The sequence below is a fragment of the Comamonas testosteroni genome, assembly GCF_000761245.1.
Taxonomy (GTDB): domain Bacteria; phylum Pseudomonadota; class Gammaproteobacteria; order Burkholderiales; family Burkholderiaceae_C; genus Comamonas; species Comamonas testosteroni_C.
In genome coordinates this window covers 1-20,982 of record NZ_AWOR01000078.1, presented here as the reverse complement: position 1 = coordinate 20,982, position 20,982 = coordinate 1, and the positions used below count along the sequence as shown (strand labels likewise).

General features: G+C 65.4%; 20 protein-coding genes. 18 read left to right on the top strand and 2 right to left on the bottom strand.

What is annotated here, in order from left to right; translation table 11 throughout:
- Positions 1–256 precede the first annotated feature (256 nt).
- From P353_RS22160 to P353_RS22075, 18 genes are all read left to right on the top strand, one after another.
- Positions 257–790: a cupin domain-containing protein gene (locus P353_RS22160; protein WP_034374640.1), complete on the top strand. Its 534-nt coding sequence runs from the start codon at positions 257–259 to the stop codon at positions 788–790.
- 8 nt (positions 791–798) lie between these two features.
- Complete coding sequence (locus P353_RS22155; RefSeq protein WP_034375150.1) at positions 799–1,677, top strand: alpha/beta fold hydrolase; 879 nt, start codon at positions 799–801, stop codon at positions 1,675–1,677.
- A gap of 5 nt (positions 1,678–1,682) precedes the next feature.
- Positions 1,683–2,489, top strand: a complete 807-nt coding sequence (locus tag P353_RS22150; protein WP_034374638.1) for an IclR family transcriptional regulator — start codon at positions 1,683–1,685, stop codon at positions 2,487–2,489.
- Positions 2,490–2,531: 42 nt separating this feature from the next.
- Positions 2,532–3,332, top strand: coding sequence for an aspartate dehydrogenase (locus tag P353_RS22145; RefSeq protein WP_034374636.1), 801 nt, complete (start codon positions 2,532–2,534; stop codon positions 3,330–3,332).
- A 192-nt stretch (positions 3,333–3,524) separates the two neighbouring features.
- Positions 3,525–4,511: a Bug family tripartite tricarboxylate transporter substrate binding protein gene (locus tag P353_RS22140; RefSeq protein WP_034374634.1), complete on the top strand. Its 987-nt coding sequence runs from the start codon at positions 3,525–3,527 to the stop codon at positions 4,509–4,511.
- 108 nt (positions 4,512–4,619) lie between these two features.
- On the top strand, positions 4,620–5,378 hold the full coding sequence (locus P353_RS22135) for a 5'-methylthioadenosine/adenosylhomocysteine nucleosidase (protein ID WP_034374632.1): 759 nt from the start codon (positions 4,620–4,622) through the stop codon (positions 5,376–5,378).
- 315 nt (positions 5,379–5,693) lie between these two features.
- The gene (locus tag P353_RS22130; protein WP_034374630.1) at positions 5,694–6,470 is read left to right on the top strand and encodes an SDR family oxidoreductase; all 777 of its coding nucleotides are present in this window, start codon (positions 5,694–5,696) and stop codon (positions 6,468–6,470) included.
- 142 nt (positions 6,471–6,612) lie between these two features.
- The gene (locus P353_RS22125; protein ID WP_034374627.1) at positions 6,613–7,488 is read left to right on the top strand and encodes an IclR family transcriptional regulator; all 876 of its coding nucleotides are present in this window, start codon (positions 6,613–6,615) and stop codon (positions 7,486–7,488) included.
- Positions 7,481–8,281, top strand: coding sequence for an SDR family oxidoreductase (locus P353_RS22120; RefSeq protein WP_034374626.1), 801 nt, complete (start codon positions 7,481–7,483; stop codon positions 8,279–8,281). The genes P353_RS22125 and P353_RS22120 overlap by 8 nt, the downstream gene beginning before the upstream one ends.
- 137 nt (positions 8,282–8,418) lie before the next feature.
- Entirely contained in the window at positions 8,419–10,116 is a 1,698-nt protein-coding gene (locus tag P353_RS22115) for a thiamine pyrophosphate-binding protein (RefSeq protein ID WP_034374624.1), read from the top strand.
- Between the two features lie 11 nt (positions 10,117–10,127).
- Positions 10,128–11,603, top strand: a complete 1,476-nt coding sequence (locus P353_RS22110) for an aldehyde dehydrogenase (protein ID WP_034374622.1) — start codon at positions 10,128–10,130, stop codon at positions 11,601–11,603.
- A 9-nt stretch (positions 11,604–11,612) separates the two neighbouring features.
- The gene (locus P353_RS22105) at positions 11,613–12,584 is read left to right on the top strand and encodes a VOC family protein (RefSeq protein ID WP_034374620.1); all 972 of its coding nucleotides are present in this window, start codon (positions 11,613–11,615) and stop codon (positions 12,582–12,584) included.
- 177 nt (positions 12,585–12,761) lie between these two features.
- Complete coding sequence (locus tag P353_RS22100) at positions 12,762–13,739, top strand: Bug family tripartite tricarboxylate transporter substrate binding protein (protein ID WP_034374618.1); 978 nt, start codon at positions 12,762–12,764, stop codon at positions 13,737–13,739.
- Between the two features lie 208 nt (positions 13,740–13,947).
- Positions 13,948–14,169, top strand: coding sequence for a recombinase-like helix-turn-helix domain-containing protein (locus P353_RS22095; protein ID WP_003060438.1), 222 nt, complete (start codon positions 13,948–13,950; stop codon positions 14,167–14,169).
- A 24-nt stretch (positions 14,170–14,193) separates the two neighbouring features.
- Positions 14,194–15,219, top strand: coding sequence for an aromatic ring-hydroxylating oxygenase subunit alpha (locus P353_RS22090; RefSeq protein ID WP_034374616.1), 1,026 nt, complete (start codon positions 14,194–14,196; stop codon positions 15,217–15,219).
- Complete coding sequence (locus P353_RS22085; RefSeq protein ID WP_034374614.1) at positions 15,216–16,175, top strand: PDR/VanB family oxidoreductase; 960 nt, start codon at positions 15,216–15,218, stop codon at positions 16,173–16,175. Before P353_RS22090 ends, P353_RS22085 begins: the two co-directional genes overlap by 4 nt.
- 195 nt (positions 16,176–16,370) lie before the next feature.
- Positions 16,371–17,435, top strand: coding sequence for a porin (locus tag P353_RS22080; RefSeq protein ID WP_034374612.1), 1,065 nt, complete (start codon positions 16,371–16,373; stop codon positions 17,433–17,435).
- Positions 17,436–17,586: 151 nt separating this feature from the next.
- Entirely contained in the window at positions 17,587–18,858 is a 1,272-nt protein-coding gene (locus P353_RS22075) for an MFS transporter (protein ID WP_034374611.1), read from the top strand.
- Positions 18,859–19,073: 215 nt separating this feature from the next.
- On the opposite strand, the gene corA is transcribed toward P353_RS22075, so the two are convergent.
- Together corA and P353_RS22065 are read right to left on the bottom strand one after the other, a co-directional pair.
- The gene (corA, locus tag P353_RS22070; protein ID WP_034350790.1) at positions 19,074–20,060 is read right to left on the bottom strand and encodes a magnesium/cobalt transporter CorA; all 987 of its coding nucleotides are present in this window, start codon (positions 20,058–20,060) and stop codon (positions 19,074–19,076) included.
- A 212-nt stretch (positions 20,061–20,272) separates the two neighbouring features.
- A partial coding sequence (locus P353_RS22065; RefSeq protein ID WP_034374609.1) for a uracil-DNA glycosylase family protein occupies positions 20,273–20,982 on the bottom strand: 710 nt, incomplete at its 5' end.

The window sequence follows — 20,982 nt, the reverse complement described above, 5'->3', positions numbered from 1 at the left end:
TTTTCATCTTGTCCTTCAAGGCGAGTTCACAGGAGCGCTTGGCGCTCCTTTTTTTGCGCCTTTTTTTAGCTCGCTGCCTGTGCGAGTCAGGGCGAGGCGTCATCCCCAAACCGGTCTCCACCGCGCCGACAAGGAAATGTGCTTGTTGATATCGGGTAAGTCTTCTTATAATTGTTTCGCCAAATGAACCTGGTTTTATTAGTAAAACAAAAAGCAGATCGCTTTTTGTGTTCACCAACGGTTTCAGGAGAGACATATGAGCGAGATCGCACAAGACAACAGCGCCCGTACTTGGGATCGCCCCGAGGGCTCCAGCTTTGAAGACTGGATGAACACACGCGTTGCGCGCTTTGCCACGCGCAAGTACGACTTCGATGCCCTGAAGTTCCAGGCCGACTTCGACCCCAAATACCGCCGCGGCCAGATGCGTTACATCGGCACGGGCGGCACGGGCGTGGCTTCCGACAGCAACACCATTCCGTCGGAAAACTTCACCTTCTCCACCATGGTGATTCCTGCCGGCCATGAAGGCCCTTCGCATCTGCACACCGATGTGGAAGAAGTGTTCTTCGTGATGCGCGGCAAGCTCAAGCTGGTGCTGGAAAAGGACGGCGAGCGTTTCGAGACCATCCTGACCGATCGCGATGTGGTTTCGGTGCCGCCCGGTGTGTACCGCGAAGAGATCAATGTCGGTGATGAAGATGCGCTGATGTGCGTGATGCTGGGCGCCAAAAAGCCCGTCACCCCGACCTATCCGCCCGAGCATCCTCTGGCCAAGATCAAGCGCTGAGCTTGGCCATGCACGAGGATTTGCTGTCGCTGAAACTGCAGCTGCTGCAGACCGGTTTTCCCGAGCGGCTGGTGAAGCTTCCGCAGAATGCCCAGCTCGCCTGGCGCGAGGCAGGCGACGCGAGCTCCGACTTTGCGGTGGTGCTGCTGCATGGCATCAGCTCCGGGGCTGCATCCTGGCTGGATGTGGCGCTGCAGCTGGCTGACAAAGTGCGTGTCCTGGCCTGGGATGCACCCGGTTATGGCCTGTCGACGCCGCTGGCGTCGGCCGCGCCTGCCGATGCCGACTATGCGGGGGCGCTGGCGCAGTCGCTGCTCGTGCTGGGCGTGCGGCGCTGCATTCTGGTCGGGCACTCGCTGGGCGCCCTGATGGCAGCCAGGCTTGCTGCCATGGCCGCGCCGGGACTGGTCGAGCAATTGGTGCTCATCAGTCCGGCAGGCGGCTACGGCGGCCCAGCCAAGGCCGAGCAGCAAGCCAAGGTGCGCGAGGGAAGGCTGGCGGCTCTGGCCGACAAAGGCGTCGCCGGTCTGGCGGCCGTCATCGACCAGCGCCTAGTGTCTTCCGAGGCGCCTGAAGCCGTGCGTGCCTGGGTGCGCTGGAATACGGCGCGCATGCAGCCGCAGGGCTATGCGCAGGCGGTCGAGCTGCTGTGCGGCAGCGATCTGGCACAGGCGCAGGGCAGGCTTGGCATGCCGGTCGAGGTGTGGGTCGGCGAGCACGATGTGGTGACCACACCTGCAGCTTGCAAGTCCTGGTCCGAACTGCTGGGCGCGCACTACGGTACGCTTGCGGCTGCCGGTCATGCTTCACCCGTGGAACAACCAATGGAGGTTGCGCATAGGCTGGCATCTTTGTTGAACCAAAGCTACTGCCCCAATACCAGCTGATTGCTATGAGCGAAACCCCTGAGATTTCAACCAACGAACAAGATCGTTACACCGTGCCCGCTCTGGACCGAGGACTGCGCCTGCTGGCCTGCTTTGGCCCGGCGCAACCGGTCTGGAGTGCGCCCGAGCTGGCGCGCAAGCTCGAGCTGCCGCGCTCCACGGTGTTTCGCATGTTGACCACGCTTGAAAACTCGGGGTATCTGCAGCGCAGCGGAACCGAATACCGGCTCGGTCTGGCCGTGCTGCGTCTGGGTTATGACTATCTGTCCACCCAGCCGCTGGCGCAACTGGCCGAGCCTGTGCTGCAGGCCTTGTGTGATGAGCTGGGCATGACCAGCAATCTTGCATTGCGCGACGGCACTTCCGTGGTCTATGTGGCGCGCGTCACTCCGTCCGGAGCATTCCAGGGCGCGGTGCGCGTGGGCTCGCGTCTGCCGGCGCATGCGACGGTGCTCGGGCGGGCCCTGCTGCATGACATGGACGGCGCGCAGCTGCGCTCGGTGTTTGGCGGCGAGGAACTGCCCCAGTTCTCCGAAAGCACGCCGCGCAATGTCGACGAGTTGCTGGGCCTGCTGGCCGAGGATCGCGAGCGCGGCTATGCCATGGGCGAAGGCTTTTACGAGCCTGGTGTTTCCAGTATTGCAGCGCCGGTGCGCGCCGCAGACGGGCGGGTGGTAGCGGGACTGGCCATGGCCATTCCTTTTACCGAGCTGGGGCCCGAAAAAACCCAGCTCTGGGTGCAGAAGGTGCAGCAGGCGGCAGAGACTCTGTCCGCCCATTTGCTCCAGCAGCACCCGGACCATTTGCGCTGACCCAGATCTCGCCGGGCCAGCGCATTTTTCAGGAGGCTAGAGATGAAAAATATTGCTTTGATTGGCTGCGGCGCGATTGGCTCCAGTGTTCTGGAGCTGTTGAGCGGAGATACCCGGCTGCAGGTTGGCTGGGTGCTGGTTCCCGAGATCACGCAAGCCGTGCGCGAGACGGCTGCCCGCCTGGCGCCACAGGCGCAGCTGCTGCAGGCATTGCCCAGCGATGCGGTGCCGGATCTGCTGGTGGAATGCGCAGGCCATGCAGCCATCGAGGAGCATGTGCTGCCGGCGCTGGCGCGCGGCATTCCTGCGGTCATCGCATCCATAGGCGCTTTGAGCGCACCGGGCATGGCCGAGCGCGTACAGGCTGCGGCCGAGGCCGGCAAGACGCAGGCCCAACTGTTGTCGGGCGCCATCGGCGGCATTGATGCCCTGGCTGCGGCGCGCGTGGGCGGCCTGGATACGGTGCTCTACACAGGGCGCAAGCCGCCCAAGGCCTGGAGCGGCACCCCGGCCGAGCAGGTCTGCGATCTGGACAGCCTGACCGAGGCCTTCTGCATCTTCGAGGGCTCGGCGCGCGAGGCCGCGCAGCTCTATCCCAAGAATGCAAATGTGGCGGCCACCTTGTCGCTGGCCGGACTGGGGCTGGACAAGACCATGGTGCGTCTGTTTGCCGATCCTGGCGTTCAGGAGAACGTGCACCAGGTCGAGGCACGAGGCGCCTTCGGTGCCATGGAGCTGACCATGCGCGGCAAGCCGCTGGCGGCCAATCCCAAGACTTCGGCGCTGACGGTCTACAGCGTCGTGCGCTCGGTACTCAACAACGTGGCGCCGCTGGCCATCTGAGCGGGCTTCAGGCCATGGGCGCCATGCGCGCCACCGGCCCTGGCACCTCTCTTGCTTGTTTTTGCCACCTGCACGCAGACCTTTCCCACTTCAGCATGGTGTCACGCCTGTGCGAATCTTTCCTTGCGCATCATCAAACAGGGTGCGCATCGAGCATTGGCCGGCTTGACATCTCTACCCTCTGGAACCCTCATGCAACGCTCCGACTTTCTCAAATCCTGCCTGGCGCTGGCCAGTGTCCTGGCCCTGCCCGTCGCCCATGCAGCGACTGCCACTGAGCAGCTTTCTGCTGCGCAGTTCACCGTCATTGCGCCTTTCCCTGCCGGCGGCCCTGTGGACATCCTGGCGCGCATTCTGGCGACCGGCCTGACCGAGCATTACAAGCAGGCCGCCATCGTCGACAACCGCCCCGGCGCCAGCGGCAATATCGGCATCGATATGGTCAAGCGCGCCAAGCCCGACGGCCATACGCTGCTGGTCGTGCCGCAGGGCAATCTGACCATCAACCCTACGCTGATGCCCAAGCTGCCCTACAGCGTCTTCGGCGACTTCGTGCCCGTGGCTTCCATGGGGCGCACGGCCAATGTCATTGCAGTCAATCCGCAACTGCCGGCCAAGTCGGTGCAGGAGCTGGTGGCGCTGTCCAAGGCCAAGCCCAACTCCATCAGCTACGCCTCGCCCGGCGTGGGCTCCAGCCTGCATCTGGCCGGCGAGCTGTTCAAGGACAAGTCGGGCGCGGACATCATGCATGTGGCCTACAAAGGCTCGACCCAGGGCGTGACCGATGTGCTGGGCGGCACCATCCCCATGATCGTGGCCAATCTGCCCACCGTGCTGCCCCATCTGCAGTCGGGCAAGCTGCGCGCGCTGGCCGTGACCGACGGTTCGCGCTCGGGCTTTTTGCCCAATGTGCCGACCCTGGCCGAAGCCGGCGTGCCGGGGATTGCCATTTCCTCCTGGTATGGCGTGCTGGCTCCCAAGAACACGCCTGCAGAGGTGGTCAAGCAGCTGGGCGAGGATATCGACAAGATTCTGAAGACCCCGGCAGCACTGAACCAGCTCAAGGCACAGGGCATGACGCCCTGGGTGGTCAAGGGCGAGGCCTTCGGTGAGCTGATCCGCAAGGAAACCGGGCTCTGGGCGCCCATCATCAAAAGTCATGAGATCGAGGCGCAATAAGCCCTCGTGCTCTAATCGCGCCTCTTGCGCATCCCACAAAAGCGGCCCGGTGCCGCTTTTGTGCTTTCACCAGGGCAGCGCGGCCCATGTTCCGGAGTATCCCCATCCATGACGCTTGCCATTCTCAGCGCTCTTGCCGAAGAACAACACGGCCTGGTCGACGCCATGCAGGACATGCAATGCCTGCGCCATGCCGGACGCGACTTCTGGCTGGGCCGCCTGCACGGTCATGAGGTGGTGTGCGCGCTGTCGGGCATCGGCAAGGTGGCCGCTGCCACCACCACCGCCGCGCTGATCGAGCGCTTTGGCGTGCGCGGCATTCTGTTCACCGGCGTGGCCGGCGGCATCGGTGCGGGCGTGAACGTGGGCGATGTGGTGATCGCGCGGACTTTCCTGCAGCATGACATGGATGCCTCGCCGATCTTTGCGCGCTGGCAGTTGCCCGGCTACGGCTGCAGCACCCTGGCTTGCGACGAGGCGGCGACGGACAGGCTGGTGCAGGCTGCCGACTCGGCGGTTCGCTCCGGTATCGTGGCTTCGTATGCTTCGGCCCGCGTCCATGAGGGCCTGATTGCCAGCGGCGATCAGTTTGTCAGCTCGCGCCAGGCCAGCGCACAGCTCAGAGCCGATCTGGAGGCCGCCGGCCATGCCGTGCTGGCCGTGGAGATGGAGGGAGCCGCCGTGGCCCAGACTTGCCTGGATTACGGCACGCCGTTTGCCGCGATGCGAACCATCTCGGACCGGGCGGACGACAGCGCCCATGTGGATTTTTCGGATTTCGTGCGCACGGTGGCAAGCCGCTACGCGCAACGTGTGGTGCTGGACTTTCTGCGCCAGACGCCCGTGAAGAAACAGGCTGTTTGCTAATCTTTTGATAGCTATAAGCGATTGATAAATATGATTTTTAAGGTGTTTTAAGCCTGAGTTTATTCATTGGTAAGCGCTATAAGCTATTGATATTGATGACTTCTGATCCGGCCTGCCGATAGTTGCAGGTCGGATACCTTTTGTTGCCTCGTTTTCCTTTTAACCGCGCTTGTCGCGGTTTTTTTACGCCCGTGTGTCGCTACGGGTGGGAGCTACGGGTTTCTCCGGGTATTGACTCAAAAGAAGGCTCACTAAACTGCAGTCCTGTTTCAAGAAAAAAGTGTCATTTCATATTTGAAACAAACAAGGTTTAAGATGACCCTCAACACCATGCCTTCCACCGGTCAGCTCGCTGGGCGCCGGATCCTTGTGACCGGCGCTGCCCGCGGCCTGGGTTTCGCTTTTGCGCAGACGCTGTGCCAGCAGGGTGCACAGCTCGTCATGGCTGATCTGCGCGCTGAACTGCTGAGCGACGCCGTTGCTAAGCTGCGCGCCATGGGCTTCGAGGCTCACGGCATCGCCTTTGATGCGAGCAACCCGGCTTCCATAGAGCAGTGCGCACAGCAGGCTGTGCAGACCCTGGGTGGTCTGGACGGCCTGGTCAACAACGCGGCCGTGACGGACTCCGGCGGCAAGGGCATGGACGACATCGCCCTGGACAAGTGGGACCAGGTGATGAACGTCAATGTGCGCGGCGTCTGGCTGATGACCCGTGCCTGCCGTGCGGGGCTCAAGGACAGCGGGCGCGGCGCCATCGTCAATCTGGCTTCCGACACCGCCATGTGGGGCGCGCCCAACCTGATGGCCTATGTGGCGAGCAAGGGCGCCGTGATGGCCATGACGCGTTCCATGGCTCGCGAGCTGGGCGCGGATGCCATCACCATCAATGCCGTGGCGCCGGGCCTGGTGCTGGTCGAGGCCACCGAGTACGTGCCCGAGCACCGTCATCGCCTCTACATCGACCAGCGCGCGCTGCAGCGCGAGCAGGGGCCCGAGGATGTCTCGGGTGCCGTGTCCTATCTGCTGTCCGACGGTGCGCGCTTTGTGACGGGGCAGGTCCTGCCCGTCAACGGCGGCTTCGTCATGAATTGAAAAATGAAGAGCCCCATGAGTCGCTTCGCGCCTTCCCGTTGCACGGCGCCCCCCAAAGGGGGACGACACCCTCGGTGCGGGGCGGCCCTTCCTCGGTGTCCCCGGCTTCTGGCCACGCCTGCAACAAATTGAGGAGTTGGAGATGTCAGGTTCTTCCCCATCCGAGAACGCGATCGACAGCGTCGTCGACGGCGGCTCCGAAAAGTACATGGTGCCCGCGCTGGAGCGCGGTCTGCGCCTGCTGCAGGAGTTCGGCCGCGACAACGCCACGCTGGGCGCGCCCGAGCTGGCACGTCGCCTGCAGCTGCCGCGCGCCACGGTGTTTCGCATGCTCAACACGCTGGAGAGCATGGGCTTCTTACAGCGCGCCGAGGGCGGCAACGACTACCGGCTGGGCCTGTCCGTGCTGCGTCTGGGCTTCGAGTTCCTGTCCTCCATGGACCTGACCGAGCTGGGCCAGCCCGTGATCGCGCGGCTGTGCGATGAAATCCGCTTCCCCTGCAACATCGTGGTGCGCGACGGCCGCTCCATCGTCTATGTGGCCAAGGTCACGCCGCCGACGCCGCTGACCAGCTCGGTGCGCGTTGGCACGCGGCTGCCTGCCCACGCCACGCTGCTGGGTCGCATCCTGCTGGCCGACCTCTCGCTGCCCGAGCTGCGTGCCCTCTATCCCGAAGAGCACCTGGAAGGCCATTCGCCCAATACGCCCAGGACCGTGATCGAGCTGTTCGACCTGGTCCAGTCCGATCGCGAGCGCGGTCATGTGGCCGGTGCCGGTTTCTACGAAAGCTCGATCTCCACCATCGCTGCGCCCGTGCGCGACCACAGCGGCCGCGTCATCGCCGCCCTGGGTGTGACCCTGGCCTCGGCCCAGATCGACCCCGGTCGCCAGACGGAGCTGGTGCCGCGCGTGTGCGCGGCGGCCGACGAACTGTCCGAGCTGCTCAACTACCGGCCGCAGTCCAGCGCGCAGGTTCTGTCCATCACTTCAAGGCGCGCAGGAGGCGGCCATGCATGATTTCAAACTCGACGCCACGGCCATCGTCACCGGCGGCTCTTCCGGCATAGGCCTGGCCACCGTGGAGCTGCTGCTGGCCCAGGGCGCACGCGTGTCCCTGTGCGGCCGCAATCCCGAGCGCCTGGAGCAGGCCGTCAAGCAGCTGCTCGAGCGCCACCCCGAGGCCCGCGAGCGCCTGTTCGCACAGGCCTGCGACGTGCTCGATGCCGGGCAGGTGCAGCAGTTCGCGCGTGCCAGCGAAGCGGCTCTCGGCCCGGCTTCCATCCTCATCAACAACGCCGGTCAGGGCCGTGTCTCCACCTTCGAGAACACCAGCGACGAAGCCTGGACCGAGGAGCTGCACCTGAAGTTCTTCTCGGTGCTGCATCCCACGCGCGCCTTTCTGCCCCAGCTCGAGCGCGGCGAAGGCTCGGCCATCGTCTGCGTGAACTCGCTGCTGGCCTCCCAGCCCGAGCCGCATATGGTGGCGACCTCGGCGGCGCGCGCTGGTCTCAAGAATCTGGTGCGCTCCATGGCCACCGAGTTCGCGCCCAAGGGCGTGCGCGTCAACGGCATCCTGGTCGGCCTGATCGAGTCCGGCCAGTGGCGCCGCCGCTTCGATGCCCGCGAGGACCGCAGCCAGAGCTGGGAGCAGTGGAGCGCCGAGCTGGCCCGCAAGAAGTCCATCCCGCTGGGCCGCCTGGGCTCGCCCGCCGAAGCTGCGCGCGCCATCTTTTATCTCGCCACGCCCCTGTCTTCATACACGACCGGCAGCCATATCGATGTTTCCGGAGGCCTCTCGAGACATGCGTAGCACCCCCTGCGCGGCTTACGCCGCTTCCCCCTCTCTCGCTTCGCGGATGGGACACGGGCGGGGTCGCCTGGGCCCTTGCCAGGCGTTCCGTGCATGAGGCGCGCCGGCCTCGACCACTCACAAATTCAGACCAGAACATGACATCCACCGCAAACCAAATCACCGTCGGCGCCGTCGTTGCCGAATTCCTCGAGCATTGCGACGTGAAGGCCGCCTTCGGGGTGATCTCCATCCACAACATGCCCATCCTCGACGCGATGTTTGCACGCGGCAAGGTGCGCTTCGTGATGGCGCGCGGCGAGGCCGGCGCCGGCAATATGGCCGACGCCTGCGCACGCTCCACATCCAGCCTGGGCGTGTGCATCACCAGCACCGGCCCGGCCTCCGGCAACATCGCCGGCAGCCTGGTGGAAGCCTATACGGCCGGCACGCCGCTCTTGCATATCACGGGCCAGATCGAGACCCAGTACCTGGACAAGAAGCTGTCGTACATCCACGAGGCGCCGGACCAGCTGACCATGCTGAAGTCCGTCTCCAAGGCCGCTTTCCGCGTGCTGAGCGCCGAGACCTGCCTGTCCACGCTCAAGGCTGCGGTGCAGACCGCGCTGACCGCCCCCACGGGCCCGGTCAGCGTGGAGATCCCCATCGACATCCAGCAGGCGCTGATTGCCATGCCCGCTGACCTGTCGCCGCTGCCGGTGGCCGTGCTGGCACCCAGCGAGGCCGCGCTCGACGCACTGGCCGAGCAGTTGGCCAAGGCCAGGCGCCCGCTGCTGTGGCTGGGCGGTGGTGCCCGCCATGCCGGCGCTGCCGTGCAGCGCCTGAAGGCCCTGGGCTTCGGCATCGTGAGCACCGGCCAGGGCCGCGGCATCGTGCCCGAGGACGACCCGGCCTCCCTGGGCGCCTACAACATCCAGAAGCCCGTCGAGGCCTTCTACCAGCGCTGCGACGCCATGCTGGCCGTGGGCACGCGCCTGCGCAGCAACGAGACGCTGAAGTATGAACTCAAGCTGCCGCGCCCGCTGCTGCGCATCGATGTGGACGCCGCCCAGCAAGGCCGCTGCTATATGGATGACGGCTTTGTCTGCGGCGACTCGGCCCTGGCCCTGAACGGCCTGGCCGACCGCCTGGAAGCGCGCGGCTACAAGGCTGATCCCGAGCTGCTCGCCGATCTGCGCCAGGTGCATGACGAGGTCGTGGCCACCATGCGCGACGGCCTGGGCCCCTACAGCGCCCTGGTGCAACAGCTGCAGCAGGTCGTGGGCCGCAATTTCAACTGGGTGCGTGACGTGACCGTCTCCAACAGCACCTGGGGCAACCGCGAGCTGCGCTTCTTCAAGCCCAACGCCGGCGTGCACGCCACAGGCGGCGGCATCGGCATGGGCATGCCCATGGCCATCGGTGCTGCCATCGGTGCGGCCGAAAGCGGCTCGGGCCGCAAGACGCTGGGCCTGGCCGGTGACGGCGGCTTCATCCTGAACCTGGGCGAGCTCGCCACCCTGGTGCAGGAGGAGTGCGACACCATGATCGTGCTGATGAACGACCAGCGCTATGGCGTGATCCAGAACATCCAGGACGCCTCCTACGGCGGTCGCCGCTGCTACGTGGAGCTGCACACGCCCGACTACGCCCAGCTGTGCGCCTCCATCAAGCTGCCCCATGCCCGCATCAGCCATCTCGACGAGCTGCCTGCGGTGCTCGAAGGCGCCTGGGGCAAGAAGGGCCCCTTCCTGCTCGAGATCGACATGCGCGCCATCGGCAGCTTCAAGACCACGTTCTCGGGCCCGCCGGTGAACAAGCTGGACCAGATCCCGGCCACCACCAAGGCTCAGTGAGGAGTTTCACCATGTCCAAGCTAGAACTGCTGCCCATCAATATCGCCGGCGAATGGCGTCTTGGCGGCGGCGACGAATCCGCCACGCTCTACCCCGCGACCGGCGAGGTGGTGGGCCGCCTGCGCGCCCCCAGCCTGGCCGATGTGAACGAGGCCATCGAGAAGGCCGACCATGCCTTCCGCACCAGCGGCTGGGCCCAGAAGAAGCCCCATGAGCGCGCCGCCGTGCTGCACCGCGTGGCCCAGCTGATCCGCGAACGTGCCGAGCCTCTGGCCCAGCTGCAGCGCCTCGATAACGGCAAGCCCATCAGCGAGACGCGTGCCCTGGTGGCCAGCGCCGCCGGCACCTTCCAGTTCTTCGCCGCGGCCTGCGAGACCATGGAGGAAACCATCACGCCCTCGCGTGGCGACTTCATGACCATGAGCGTCTATGAGCCCATGGGTGTGGTCGCGGCCATCACGCCGTGGAACTCGCCCATTGCCAGCGAGGCGCAAAAGCTCGCTCCCGCGCTGGCCGCCGGCAATGCCGTGGTCGTCAAGCCCGCCGAAGCCACGCCGCTCCTGGCGCTGGAACTGGCCCGGATCTGCGAGGAAGCGGGTGTTCCGAAGGGCATCGTCAGCGTGCTGCCCGGCCGCGGCTCGGTGATCGGCGACGCCATCACCAAGCACCCGCTGGTCAAGCGCGTGTCGTTCACGGGCGGCACCTCCACCGGCAAGCACATCGCCCGCATCGCGGCCGACAAGATGATGCCCGTCTCGCTGGAGCTGGGCGGCAAGTCGGCCACCATGGTGCTGGAGGACGCCGACCTCGACCACGCCGTCAACGGCGTGCTCTACGGCATCTTCAGCTCCTCGGGCGAATCCTGCATCGCGGGCTCGCGCCTATTCGTGGCGAGGAAGCTCTACGGCGACTTCATGGAGCGCCTCACGGCCAAGGCCGCCGCCTTACGCGTGGGTGACCCGGCCGACGAGCGCACCCAGATGGGCCCGCTGATCACCGCCAAGCACCGCGAATCCATCGAGAGCTATGTGCAGCTGGGCCTGTCCGAAGGCGGTCAGCTGCGCACCGGCGGCCACCGCCCCGAGGGCGCGCTGTACGAGCGCGGCTACTACTACCGCCCGACCATCCTCGAAGGCGTGACCAACAACGACCAGATCTGCCGGCAGGAGATCTTTGGCCCCGTGCTCGTGGCCATGCCCTTCGATGACGAAGAGGCCTTGCTCGAGCAGGCCAACGACAGCGTCTACGCGCTGGCCGCCGGCATCTGGACGCGCGACTACAAGGCTGCATGGCGCATAGGCCGCGCCGTGCAGGCCGGCACCGTGTGGATCAACACCTACAAGCAGTTCTCCATCTCCACGCCCTTCGGCGGCTGGCGCGACAGCGGCCTGGGCCGTGAAAAAGGCCGTCTGGGCATACAGCAGTACATGGAGCAGAAAAGCCTGTACTGGGGCCTGAACGCCAACCCCCTGGGCTGGGCAAATTAAGGAAAGATCATGAGCGTACTGGGCATTGACGAAATCAGCTACGGCGCCGACGACCTGGCGGCCTGCCGCCAGTTCTTCCTCGACTGGGGCCTGAGCCTGGCCGACGAGCAGGCCGATCGGCTGGTGTTCGAGACACTGAACGGCTGCCGCGTGATCGTGGCCGCCACCAACCACCCCGATCTGCCGCCCGCCATCGAACCCGGCCCCACGCTGCGCGAGGTGGTCTGGGGTGTGGAAAGCGAAGCCGACCTGGCGCTCTACGAAGGCCGTATTGCACAGCTGCCGGGCTTTGTGAAGCAGGGTGGCCCGAACGGCGGACGTATCGGCTGCACCGACCCCAACGGCCTGGCTGTGCGCCTGCAGATCACGCAAAAGCGCGAGGTGCAGATGCAAAGCGCCGAGTACAACACCTGGGACCGCAAGGGCCGCATCAACCAGGCCAGCCCGGCCTATGAGCGAGCCCAGCCCATCGAGGTCGGCCATGTGGTGTTCTTCGTCAAGGATGTGCAGGCCTGCGAGCGCTTCTATGTGGAGAACTTCGGCTTTGCGGCCTCGGACCGCTATCCCGAGCGCGGCGCCTTCCTGCGCACCGCGCCCGATGGCGGTCACCACGACATCTTCCTGCTGCAGCGCCCCGACAAGCATGCGGGCCTGAACCATGTGGCCTTCACCGTGCGCGACATCCACGAGGTCTTCGGCGGCGGCATGCATATCTCGCGCTGCGGCTGGGACACCCAGCTCGGCCCGGGTCGCCACCCCGTGTCCTCGGCCTATTTCTGGTACTTCAAGAACCCGGCCGGCGCGCTGGTCGAGTACTACGCCGACGAGGACCAGCTGACTGCCGACTGGCAGCCTCGCGAGTTCGAGCCCGGCCCGACGGTGTTCGCCGAATGGGCCATCGACGGCGGCCTGGACGGCAACACCCGGCGCCAGAAGGGCGTGGGCGCTGCCGACGGCAAGTTCCTGACCGACAAGAAATGAAACACCCTCTGAGTCGCTTCGCGCCTTCCCCCTCTCTCGCTTCGCGGGAGGGGGACAACACCCTCGCTGCGGGGCGGTGCGGCCGGCTCAGGCCCTTGCTCGGTGTCTCTGATGTGAGCGAATTCTCCAGATCCTCTGGCTGGCTAGAGGCTTAACCACAACCCCACGGGCTATTTCATGAAAAACATTCGTCGCCAGGTAGTTATCGCTGCTGCATTGCTGGCTGCAGCCCAGATGTCCGGTTCCGCGCTGGCGCAAGCCTATCCGAGCAAGCCCATCACCATCGTCGTGGCCTATCCGGCTGGCGGCGACACCGATGCCATGGCGCGCCTGTATGCCGAGAAGCTGGGCCAGCGACTGGGGCAGCCCGTGGTGGTGGACAACCGACCCGGTGCCAGCGGCACCATCGGCACCGTGCATGTGGCCAAGGCCGCACCCGACGGCTACACCTTGCTGCTGGCGCCCAATACCTTTGCCATCGCGCAGTTCGTGCTCAAGACCAACGCGGGTTCGAGCTACGACGTGCTCGGCGGCTTCACGCCCATCGTGCAGACCAGCGTGCAGCCCATGTTCGTGGCCGCCAGCCAGGGCTCGGGCATCAAGGACATCAAGGCCCTGGCGAGCCAGGGCAAGCGCGACGGCCTGACCTACGCGAGCCCCGGCAGCGGCTCGCCCATGCACATCCTGGGCGAGATGTTCAACAAGGCCGCAGGCACCAAGCTGTCCCACATTCCCTACAAGGGCGTGGCGCCCGCAGTCAACGACCTGATTGGCGGCCATGTGCCCACGACCTTCATGACCTGGGGTCCCATCGCGCCCTACGCAGGCGGCAAGGTCAACGTGCTGGCCGTGGCCGATGCCCAGCGCAGCCCGCTGGCCCCGAATGTGCCCACGCTGGCCGAGCAGGGCGTCAAGGATGTGGAAGTGTCGGCCTGGCAAGGCCTGTTCGGCCCCAAGGGCATGAAGCCCGAGACCGTCAAGCTGCTGAACACCCATCTCAATGAGATTCTGAGGATGCCGGACGTGGTTGCCAAGATGGCGGCCTTCGGCGCCCTGCCTGCGGGCGGCGAGCCGGCACGTCTGGAAAAGACCAATGCTGCCGACTACAACCGCTTCGGCAAGCTCATCAAGGACCTGGATATCCGGGCCGACTAAATGACCACCCCCCTGAGTCGCTTTGCGCCTTCCCGTTGCACGGCGCCCCCAAGGGGGATGACCCCCTCGGGGCGCCGCGGCCGGCCCAGAGCCTTCCTCGGTGTCCCTGAGGTCGGGCCGCGCCAGTTTCACGCGATACGGGTGGCACGCAGCGCTCAGGGCAATGAAACCGAACCACGATTCAAGACAGTTTTCGAAGGAGAGAACCATGGCCGCTGATCGATATCTCGAGCCGCATCAGGCGCGCGAGCGCGCCTCCACCCTGTTTGAGGACCTGCTGGGCGACTCCATTGAGCGCGCCTTCGGCGAGGGCGTGCAGACGTTGCCCGAGCTGGTGGCCTACATCAACCGCAGCGGCCCCGCCGGCGAGAACGGCGAGCCCTGGACCGAAGACAGTTTTCAGGCGCTGATGGCCCGTCTGGGCTATTGAGACAGAACAGGACAGGAGTACCCCATGAACGTACAAACCATCACCATCGATCCGGTGGACCGTCTGCTCAATACGGGTCTGAAGAACCTCTGGTATGCGGTCTGCCCTTCGGATTTCGTCAAGACCGAGCCGGTCTCGCTGCGCCGCTTCGGCCGCAAGATCGCGCTGTGGCGCGATGCTGCCGGTCAGGTCCATGCGCTGGAAGACCATTGCCCGCATCGCGGCGCGCCGCTGTCCCAGGGTGTGATCCTGGGCGACCGCCTGGCCTGCCCCTATCACGGCGTGGAAGTGCGCTGCGACGGCACGGTGACCAAGGTGCCCGGCAGCCCCGGCTGCAAGCTCGAAGGCTCGCGCGCCGCGCTGGCCTTCCACGTGCGCGAGATGCACGGCGCGATCTTCCTCTACAACAGCGACAAGCATGTGGACGAGGCGCCCGAGTTCAGCCTGCCCGAGGAGCTGAGCTCGCCCGAGTACTCGAACTTCCTGTGCTATGCCGAGTGGCGCAGCGACTACCGCTACGCGCTGGACAACGTCATGGACCCCATGCACGGCACCTTTTTGCACAAGCAGTCGCACTCCATGGCCGAGGGTGACAGCAAGGCCAGCTTCCAGGTGCGTGACACCGATCACGGCTTTGTGTTCGAGAAGGTCGGCCAGCGCGGCGTGAACTTCGACTGGACCGAATACGGCGAAACCGGCGCGCAGTGGATGCGCCTGGAGATTCCCTATCCCAAGACCGGCGGCCCCGGCGGCAACTTCGCCATCGTGGCCTGCGTCACGCCCATCAGCGCCGATCTGTGCGCCGTGTTCTTCTGGCGCGCGCGCAAGGTGCAGGGCTGGATGCGCGACACCTGGCGCTTCCTCTATCGCAACCGCCTCGAGGCACGCCACTGGGCCGTGCTGGAGCAGGACCGCATCATGATGGAGCAGATGGAAGCCGACGCCAACGAGCGCGAGAACCTCTACCAGCATGACATCGGCCTGGTGCGCCTGCGCCGCCACCTGCGTCGTCAGGCCCAGGAACAGATCGACGAAGGCATCGCATCATGAGCAACAGCTTGCAGGCCTTTGTGCACACGCTGCGCTTCGAGGCCCAGGACACCATCAGCGTGGAGCTGCGCCCGGTCGATGGCGGCGAGTTCCCGGCCTTCACGGCCGGCTCCCACATCGATCTGCACCTGCCCAACGGGCTGGTGCGCAGCTACTCCCTGTCCAACGACAGCAGCGAGCGCCACCGCTACGTGGTCGGCGTGCTGCGCGACCGCGCCAGCCGCGGCGGCTCGCGCTGCGTGCACGAGTCGCTGCGCGTGGGCATGCCCATCACCATCTCCGAGCCGCGCAACCACTTCGCGCTCGACGAGACGGCGACGCATTCGGTGCTGGTGGCCGGCGGCATAGGCATCACGCCCATGCTGTGCATGGCACGCCGGCTCAAGGCCCAGGGACACTCGTTCGAGATGCTGTACTTTGCGCGCGAGCGCAAGAGTGCGGCCTTTCTGGCCGAGCTGCAGGCCCTGGGCATGCCACTGCATCTGCACTTCGATGCCGAGGCGGGCGGGCCGCCCGACCTGCGGGCATTGCTGGCGCAGCGCGCCCCTGAGGCGGGCCTGCACCACTATTCCTGCGGCCCGACGCCCATGCTCGATGCCTTCGAGAAGTTCTGCGCCGAGCTCGGCCATGCCAACGCCCATATCGAGCGCTTCACGCCCGTGGAGGTCAAGGCATCGTCCGATGCGCGCAGCAACTACACGGTGGAGCTCAAGCGCAGCGGCCGCTTCATCGAGATCACGCCCGACAAGTCCCTGCTGGACACGCTGCTGGACGCCGGTGTCGATGTGGACCACAGCTGCTGCGAAGGCGTCTGCGGCTCCTGCGAGACCCGCGTGCTGGAAGGTGTGCCCGACCACCGCGACTCGGTGCTCAGCCCCAAGGAGCGCGCCGGCAACAAGGTCATGATGGTCTGCGTCTCCGGCTGCAAGAGCGAGCGGCTGGTCCTGGATATATGACACCCCCTGAGTCGCCTCGCGCCTTCCCCCTCTCTATATCCGCTTTGCGGCAGAGGGGGACGACACCCTCGGTGCGGGGCTGCGCGGCCGGCCGGGCCCTTCCTCGGCGTCCCTTAGTTGGACCATGCTGAATTGACGAGTGAGGCCCTGGGCTAGCAACTGAAGACAACCCACCACCCCTAGAGGAGACAAACCATGAAATCCATCCATACGCCGGCCCTCGGCGTGGCGCTAGCCTGCCTGGCGTCTTTGCCCGGTGCCGCTTCGGCACAGTCCAAGGTCGAGCTTTTCGGCGTCGTCGACGTCGGCGTGGCCCATCTGGGCGGCTCGGGCGCTTCCAAGACCGGCCTTTCCACAGGCGGCGCCAATATCAGCCGCCTGGGCTTTCGCGGCACCGAGGATCTGGGCGGTGGCCTGAAGGCGGGCTTCTGGCTCGAGGCCGGCCTGGACGTGGACAGCGGCGCCGGCAAGGCCGCGGGCGGCGGCCTGAGCTTCAACCGCCGCTCCACCGTCAGCCTGATGGGCAACTGGGGCGAGGTGCGCCTGGGGCGCGATGACTCGGCCACTTTTCTGAATACGCTGATCTTCGATCCCTTCCTGACCAACGGCGTCGGCGGCACGGGTGCCTTCACCATGCTGGGCATTCCGGGCGTGCCCTCGACCGGCGGTGCGCCCATACAGATCAGCAATGCGGTGAGCTATTTCCTGCCCCAGAACCTGGGCGGCTTCTACGGCCAGGCTCAGCTGGCATTCGGCGAGCAGCCCAGCGGTGCGCCCAACAAGCGCGAGGGCGACTACCGCGGCCTGCGCCTGGGCTACCGCCAGGGGGCATTCAACGGCGCGCTGGCCACGGGCCGGCTCTACGGCAACACCAGCGACACCAATCTGACGGCGAACAATGTGGGCCTGTCTTACGACTTCGGCGTGGCCAAGCCCATGCTGCTGTGGGCCTCGGAAAAGCGCGGCGGCACCAAGATCACGGCCGTGCAGCTGGGCGTGACCGCTCCGTTGGGCAATGGCGAGGCCCGTGCCTCCTTCGGCCACTACAACCTGTCCGGCAGCAATGCCGACTGGAACAAGATCAGCGTGGGCTATGGCTACAACCTCTCCAAGCGCACCCAGGTCTACGGCACCTATGCCTTCCTGAAGAACAAGGGCTCGGCGGCGAAGTCCATCGGCGTGCAGGGGCTGAGCGCTCCCGGCACCACGCCGGGCGGCAACTCCAACGGCCTGGAACTGGGCATCCGCCACTTCTTCTGATCCTGACCCGTCGGGCCGGCCTTGGCCGGCCCCGGGGTTTCGGCGGCAGCACGGCTGCCGTACCGCGCGCCCGCCAGGACGTGCGCCCTGGCGGGGCCGGCGGGTGCCGGTCCCGGCTTTTCTCTCTTTCAACGCTAGCCGGACTCCTGTCATGAAAGACTCACGCTCGTTGCGCTGGTGGGGCGTGGTCACGCTGTTCGTGATCGTCGCCATTTCCTACGTGGATCGGATCAATATCTCGGTCCTCATCACCGACCGCGACTTCCTGTCGCACATCGGCCTCACGCCTGACGACCGAACGCGTCAGGGCCTGCTGGCCACGGCCTTCATGGTCGGCTACGGTGTTTCGTCCTTTGTGCTCACGCCGTTCTGCGCGGCACTGTTCGGCGTGCGACGCAGCCTGTTCGCGGGCCTGCTGCTGTGGGGTGTGGTGACATTTCTGTCGCCGGCCATGAACAGCTACGGCCTGTTGCTGGCATCGCGCATTCTGCTGGGCGTGTCGGAGGGGCCGCTGTTCTCGCTGGCCGGCAGCTACATCAAGGCGCATTTCGAGAGCCGCGAGAACGGCAAGCCCAACTCCCTGGTCAATATGGGCACCGGACTCGGTCTCGCGGTGGGCTATCCCTTTGTCGGCTACCTGGTTGTAGGCCACAACTGGGAGACCTCGTTCCATGTGCTGGGCCTCATCAACGTGCTGCTGGGCGTTCCGCTGGTCTGGGCCTTTGTGCGCATGCCCAAGGTGGAGACCGGCATGCCCAAGCCCCAGTCGCTGGGCGAGGCCGTGGGTCAGGTCGGCCAGATCGTGCGCGGTGCCATGCACACGCGCTATCTGTGGCTGATCACCATTCTCACGGCGGCCTTTCTGTCCTATCTCTGGGGCAGCAGCAACTGGCTGCCCGCCTATCTCAAGGAGTCGCGCGGCTTTTCCATGCGTGAGATGGGCTGGCTGGCTTCGCTGCCGCAATACGCGAGCGTGGCGGCGGTCTTCGTGGGCGGCATGATCATCGACCGCATCGCGCGCCGCCAGGTGCCGCTGATCTTTGTCTTCGGCAGCATGGGCGTGGCGATTGCCGTGTGGCTGGCCATCCATATGGAAGACCGCTATGCGGCGGCCTATTGCCTGATTGCCGCCAACTTCTGCTGGGGGCTGATGAGTCCGGCCATTCCCAGCACCGTGCAGTACTGCGCGCGGCCCGAGCATGTGGCCAGCGCCTATGGCGTGGTCAACGGCGCTGGCAGCCTGGTCGCGGGCTTCATGCCGGCGATCATGGGCGCGGTGATAGGCGCGCTGTCGGCCCGCGGCGGCGTGGGTGCGGGATTCTTCGCGGGCTTTGCAGCGCTGATAGGCACGCAGGTGATCGTGATGCTGTGCGGCATCGTGCTCTGGGTGCGCGAGCGCAATGCCGAGGCGCAGTCATCGTGATGCGAATATGAAAAAAGGAGCGCCTGGCGCTCCTTTTTTATGGGTTTCAGCATCTTTGGAGTCTGAGATTACCGTCTGTCAGGCGCAAGCAGCTCCTTTTTTGATGGCAAACGCCCTGAGTCTGGCGCGGCGCATCTGAGCAGACACCGAGCATGGGCTGCCCCGGCAAAGGTGTCGTCCCTCTAGGGGGGAAGGCGCCTGGCGCCACAGGGGGTCTATTTCAGCCAGCCGCGTTTGCGAAAGTACAGCATGGGGCCGACGGCGCTCAGAATCATCAGGGCGACCACGTAGCCGTAGCCGAATTCCCATTCCAGCTCGGGCATGAACTTGAAGTTCATGCCGTAGACGCTGGCGATCAGCGTGGGCGGCAGCAGGGCCACGCTGGCCACCGAGAAGATCTTGATGATCTTGTTCTGGTTGATGTTGATGAAGCCGACCGTGGCATCCATCAGGAAGTTGATCTTGTCGAATAAAAAGGCCGTGTGACTGTCCAGCGACTCGATGTCGCGCAGAATCTGGCGTGCCTCCTCGAACTGCTCGGCGTTGAGCATCTTGGAGCGCATCAGAAAGCTCACGGCGCGGCGCGTGTCCATGACGTTGCGGCGGATGCGGCCGTTCAAGTCTTCCTGGCGGGCGATTGCGCCCAGCACTTCCTTGGCCATCTCGTCGGTCACATCGCCGGACAGCACCATTTTGCTGGCTTTTTCCAGGTCGTCGTAGATGCGCTCCAGCGTGTCGGCAGAGTACTCGGCGTCGGCGTCAAACAGCTTGAGCAGAACGTCCTTGGCATCGTCGATCAAGCCGGGCGCACGGCGCGCTCGCATGCGCAGCAGGCGAAAGACCGGCACATCCTCGTCGTGGATGGAGAACAGCACGCCATGGCTGCGCAGCGCTGCGTTGTGTTGGTTGACGATGAAGGCCACGCGCACCGAGCGGGGGTCTTCGTCGTCGTCGATCAGAAAGTCGCTGCGGATATGCAGCTCGCCGTTGTCTTCTTCGTAAAAACGTGCAGATTCCTCGATGTCGTCGTCCATCGCATCCTCAGGGATGGATAGTTCATAGTGCTGCTTGATCCAGCGCTTTTCTTCGAGGGTTGGCGATTCCAGATCGACCCAGACGGGGCGAAAGCGTTCAAGGTCTGCCAGGGACTCGATTTCTTCCTGAACGAGTCGGCCATTGGCTAGCGTAAAGATGTTGAGCATCAGCTCACTCCCGGTTGTTCTTGAGGTTCTGCAGGGATCAGGGCGCTTTCAACCCCCGCAGTCTTCACCGGGAGCTGAAAGCTACCAACTAGGGTAGGTTTCCACGGATGTCTTTCAAGAATTCGAAGCCAGTGATTATGCTACGTTGCACTGCAGCATGTCGCGTGCGGCAAAGTTGGGAGAGTGGGTTAGCGGGGCTTGTCGCCCGCCTGTCACAGCCCCTTGGTAAACGCGTCGGCCTGCACCAGGTCGGCCCAGGCGCCTGCCTTGGCCTGCGGCGCACGCAGCAGATAGTTGGGGTCGTAGGTCACCACCGTGGGTACGCCCGCAATGTGGTGCGGCTCGGCCCGCAGCCGGCCCAGCGCATCATGGCGGCCCAGCACGGCGCGTGCACTGGCCAGGCCCAGAACCAGCACGCAGTCCGGGCGCAGCTCGCGCAGCAGAGCTTCCAGGGCGGGTTGCAGTGCCTGGGCATGACTGAGGTCGGCATCGGGCGGCGCGCGGTGCAGTGCGGCGCTGAAGACGCGCGGTTTTTCCTGCAGTCCGAGGGCGCGCAGCATATTGTCGAGCAGCTTGGCGGCATCGCCCTGCAGCGCCGTCTGGGCGCTGTCGGCCGCAGGCCTTTGCGCCGGGCTCAGCAAGGGCGGGTTGGCGGCAGGCTCCAGCAGGATCAGCCAGCCGCCTTGCTCAGCGCTTTGCACATGCTGCGGCGCATGGGGGTAGACCAGTTGGGCGGGGCTGATGGTCCAGCCCAGGCCTGGCTCGCCGGCCGGGCCTGCGGCGGGTTGCTGTACAAACTGGCGCGGCTCGTGCGCCCGGTGGCCGGACAGGTTCTGGGGCGGTGGGCTGGCGGGCCTGGCGGTCTGGGCGGGTGGCTGGGCCTGTGCCGGCGCTGCCTCGGCTGCGGGTGCGGCAGCCTGGG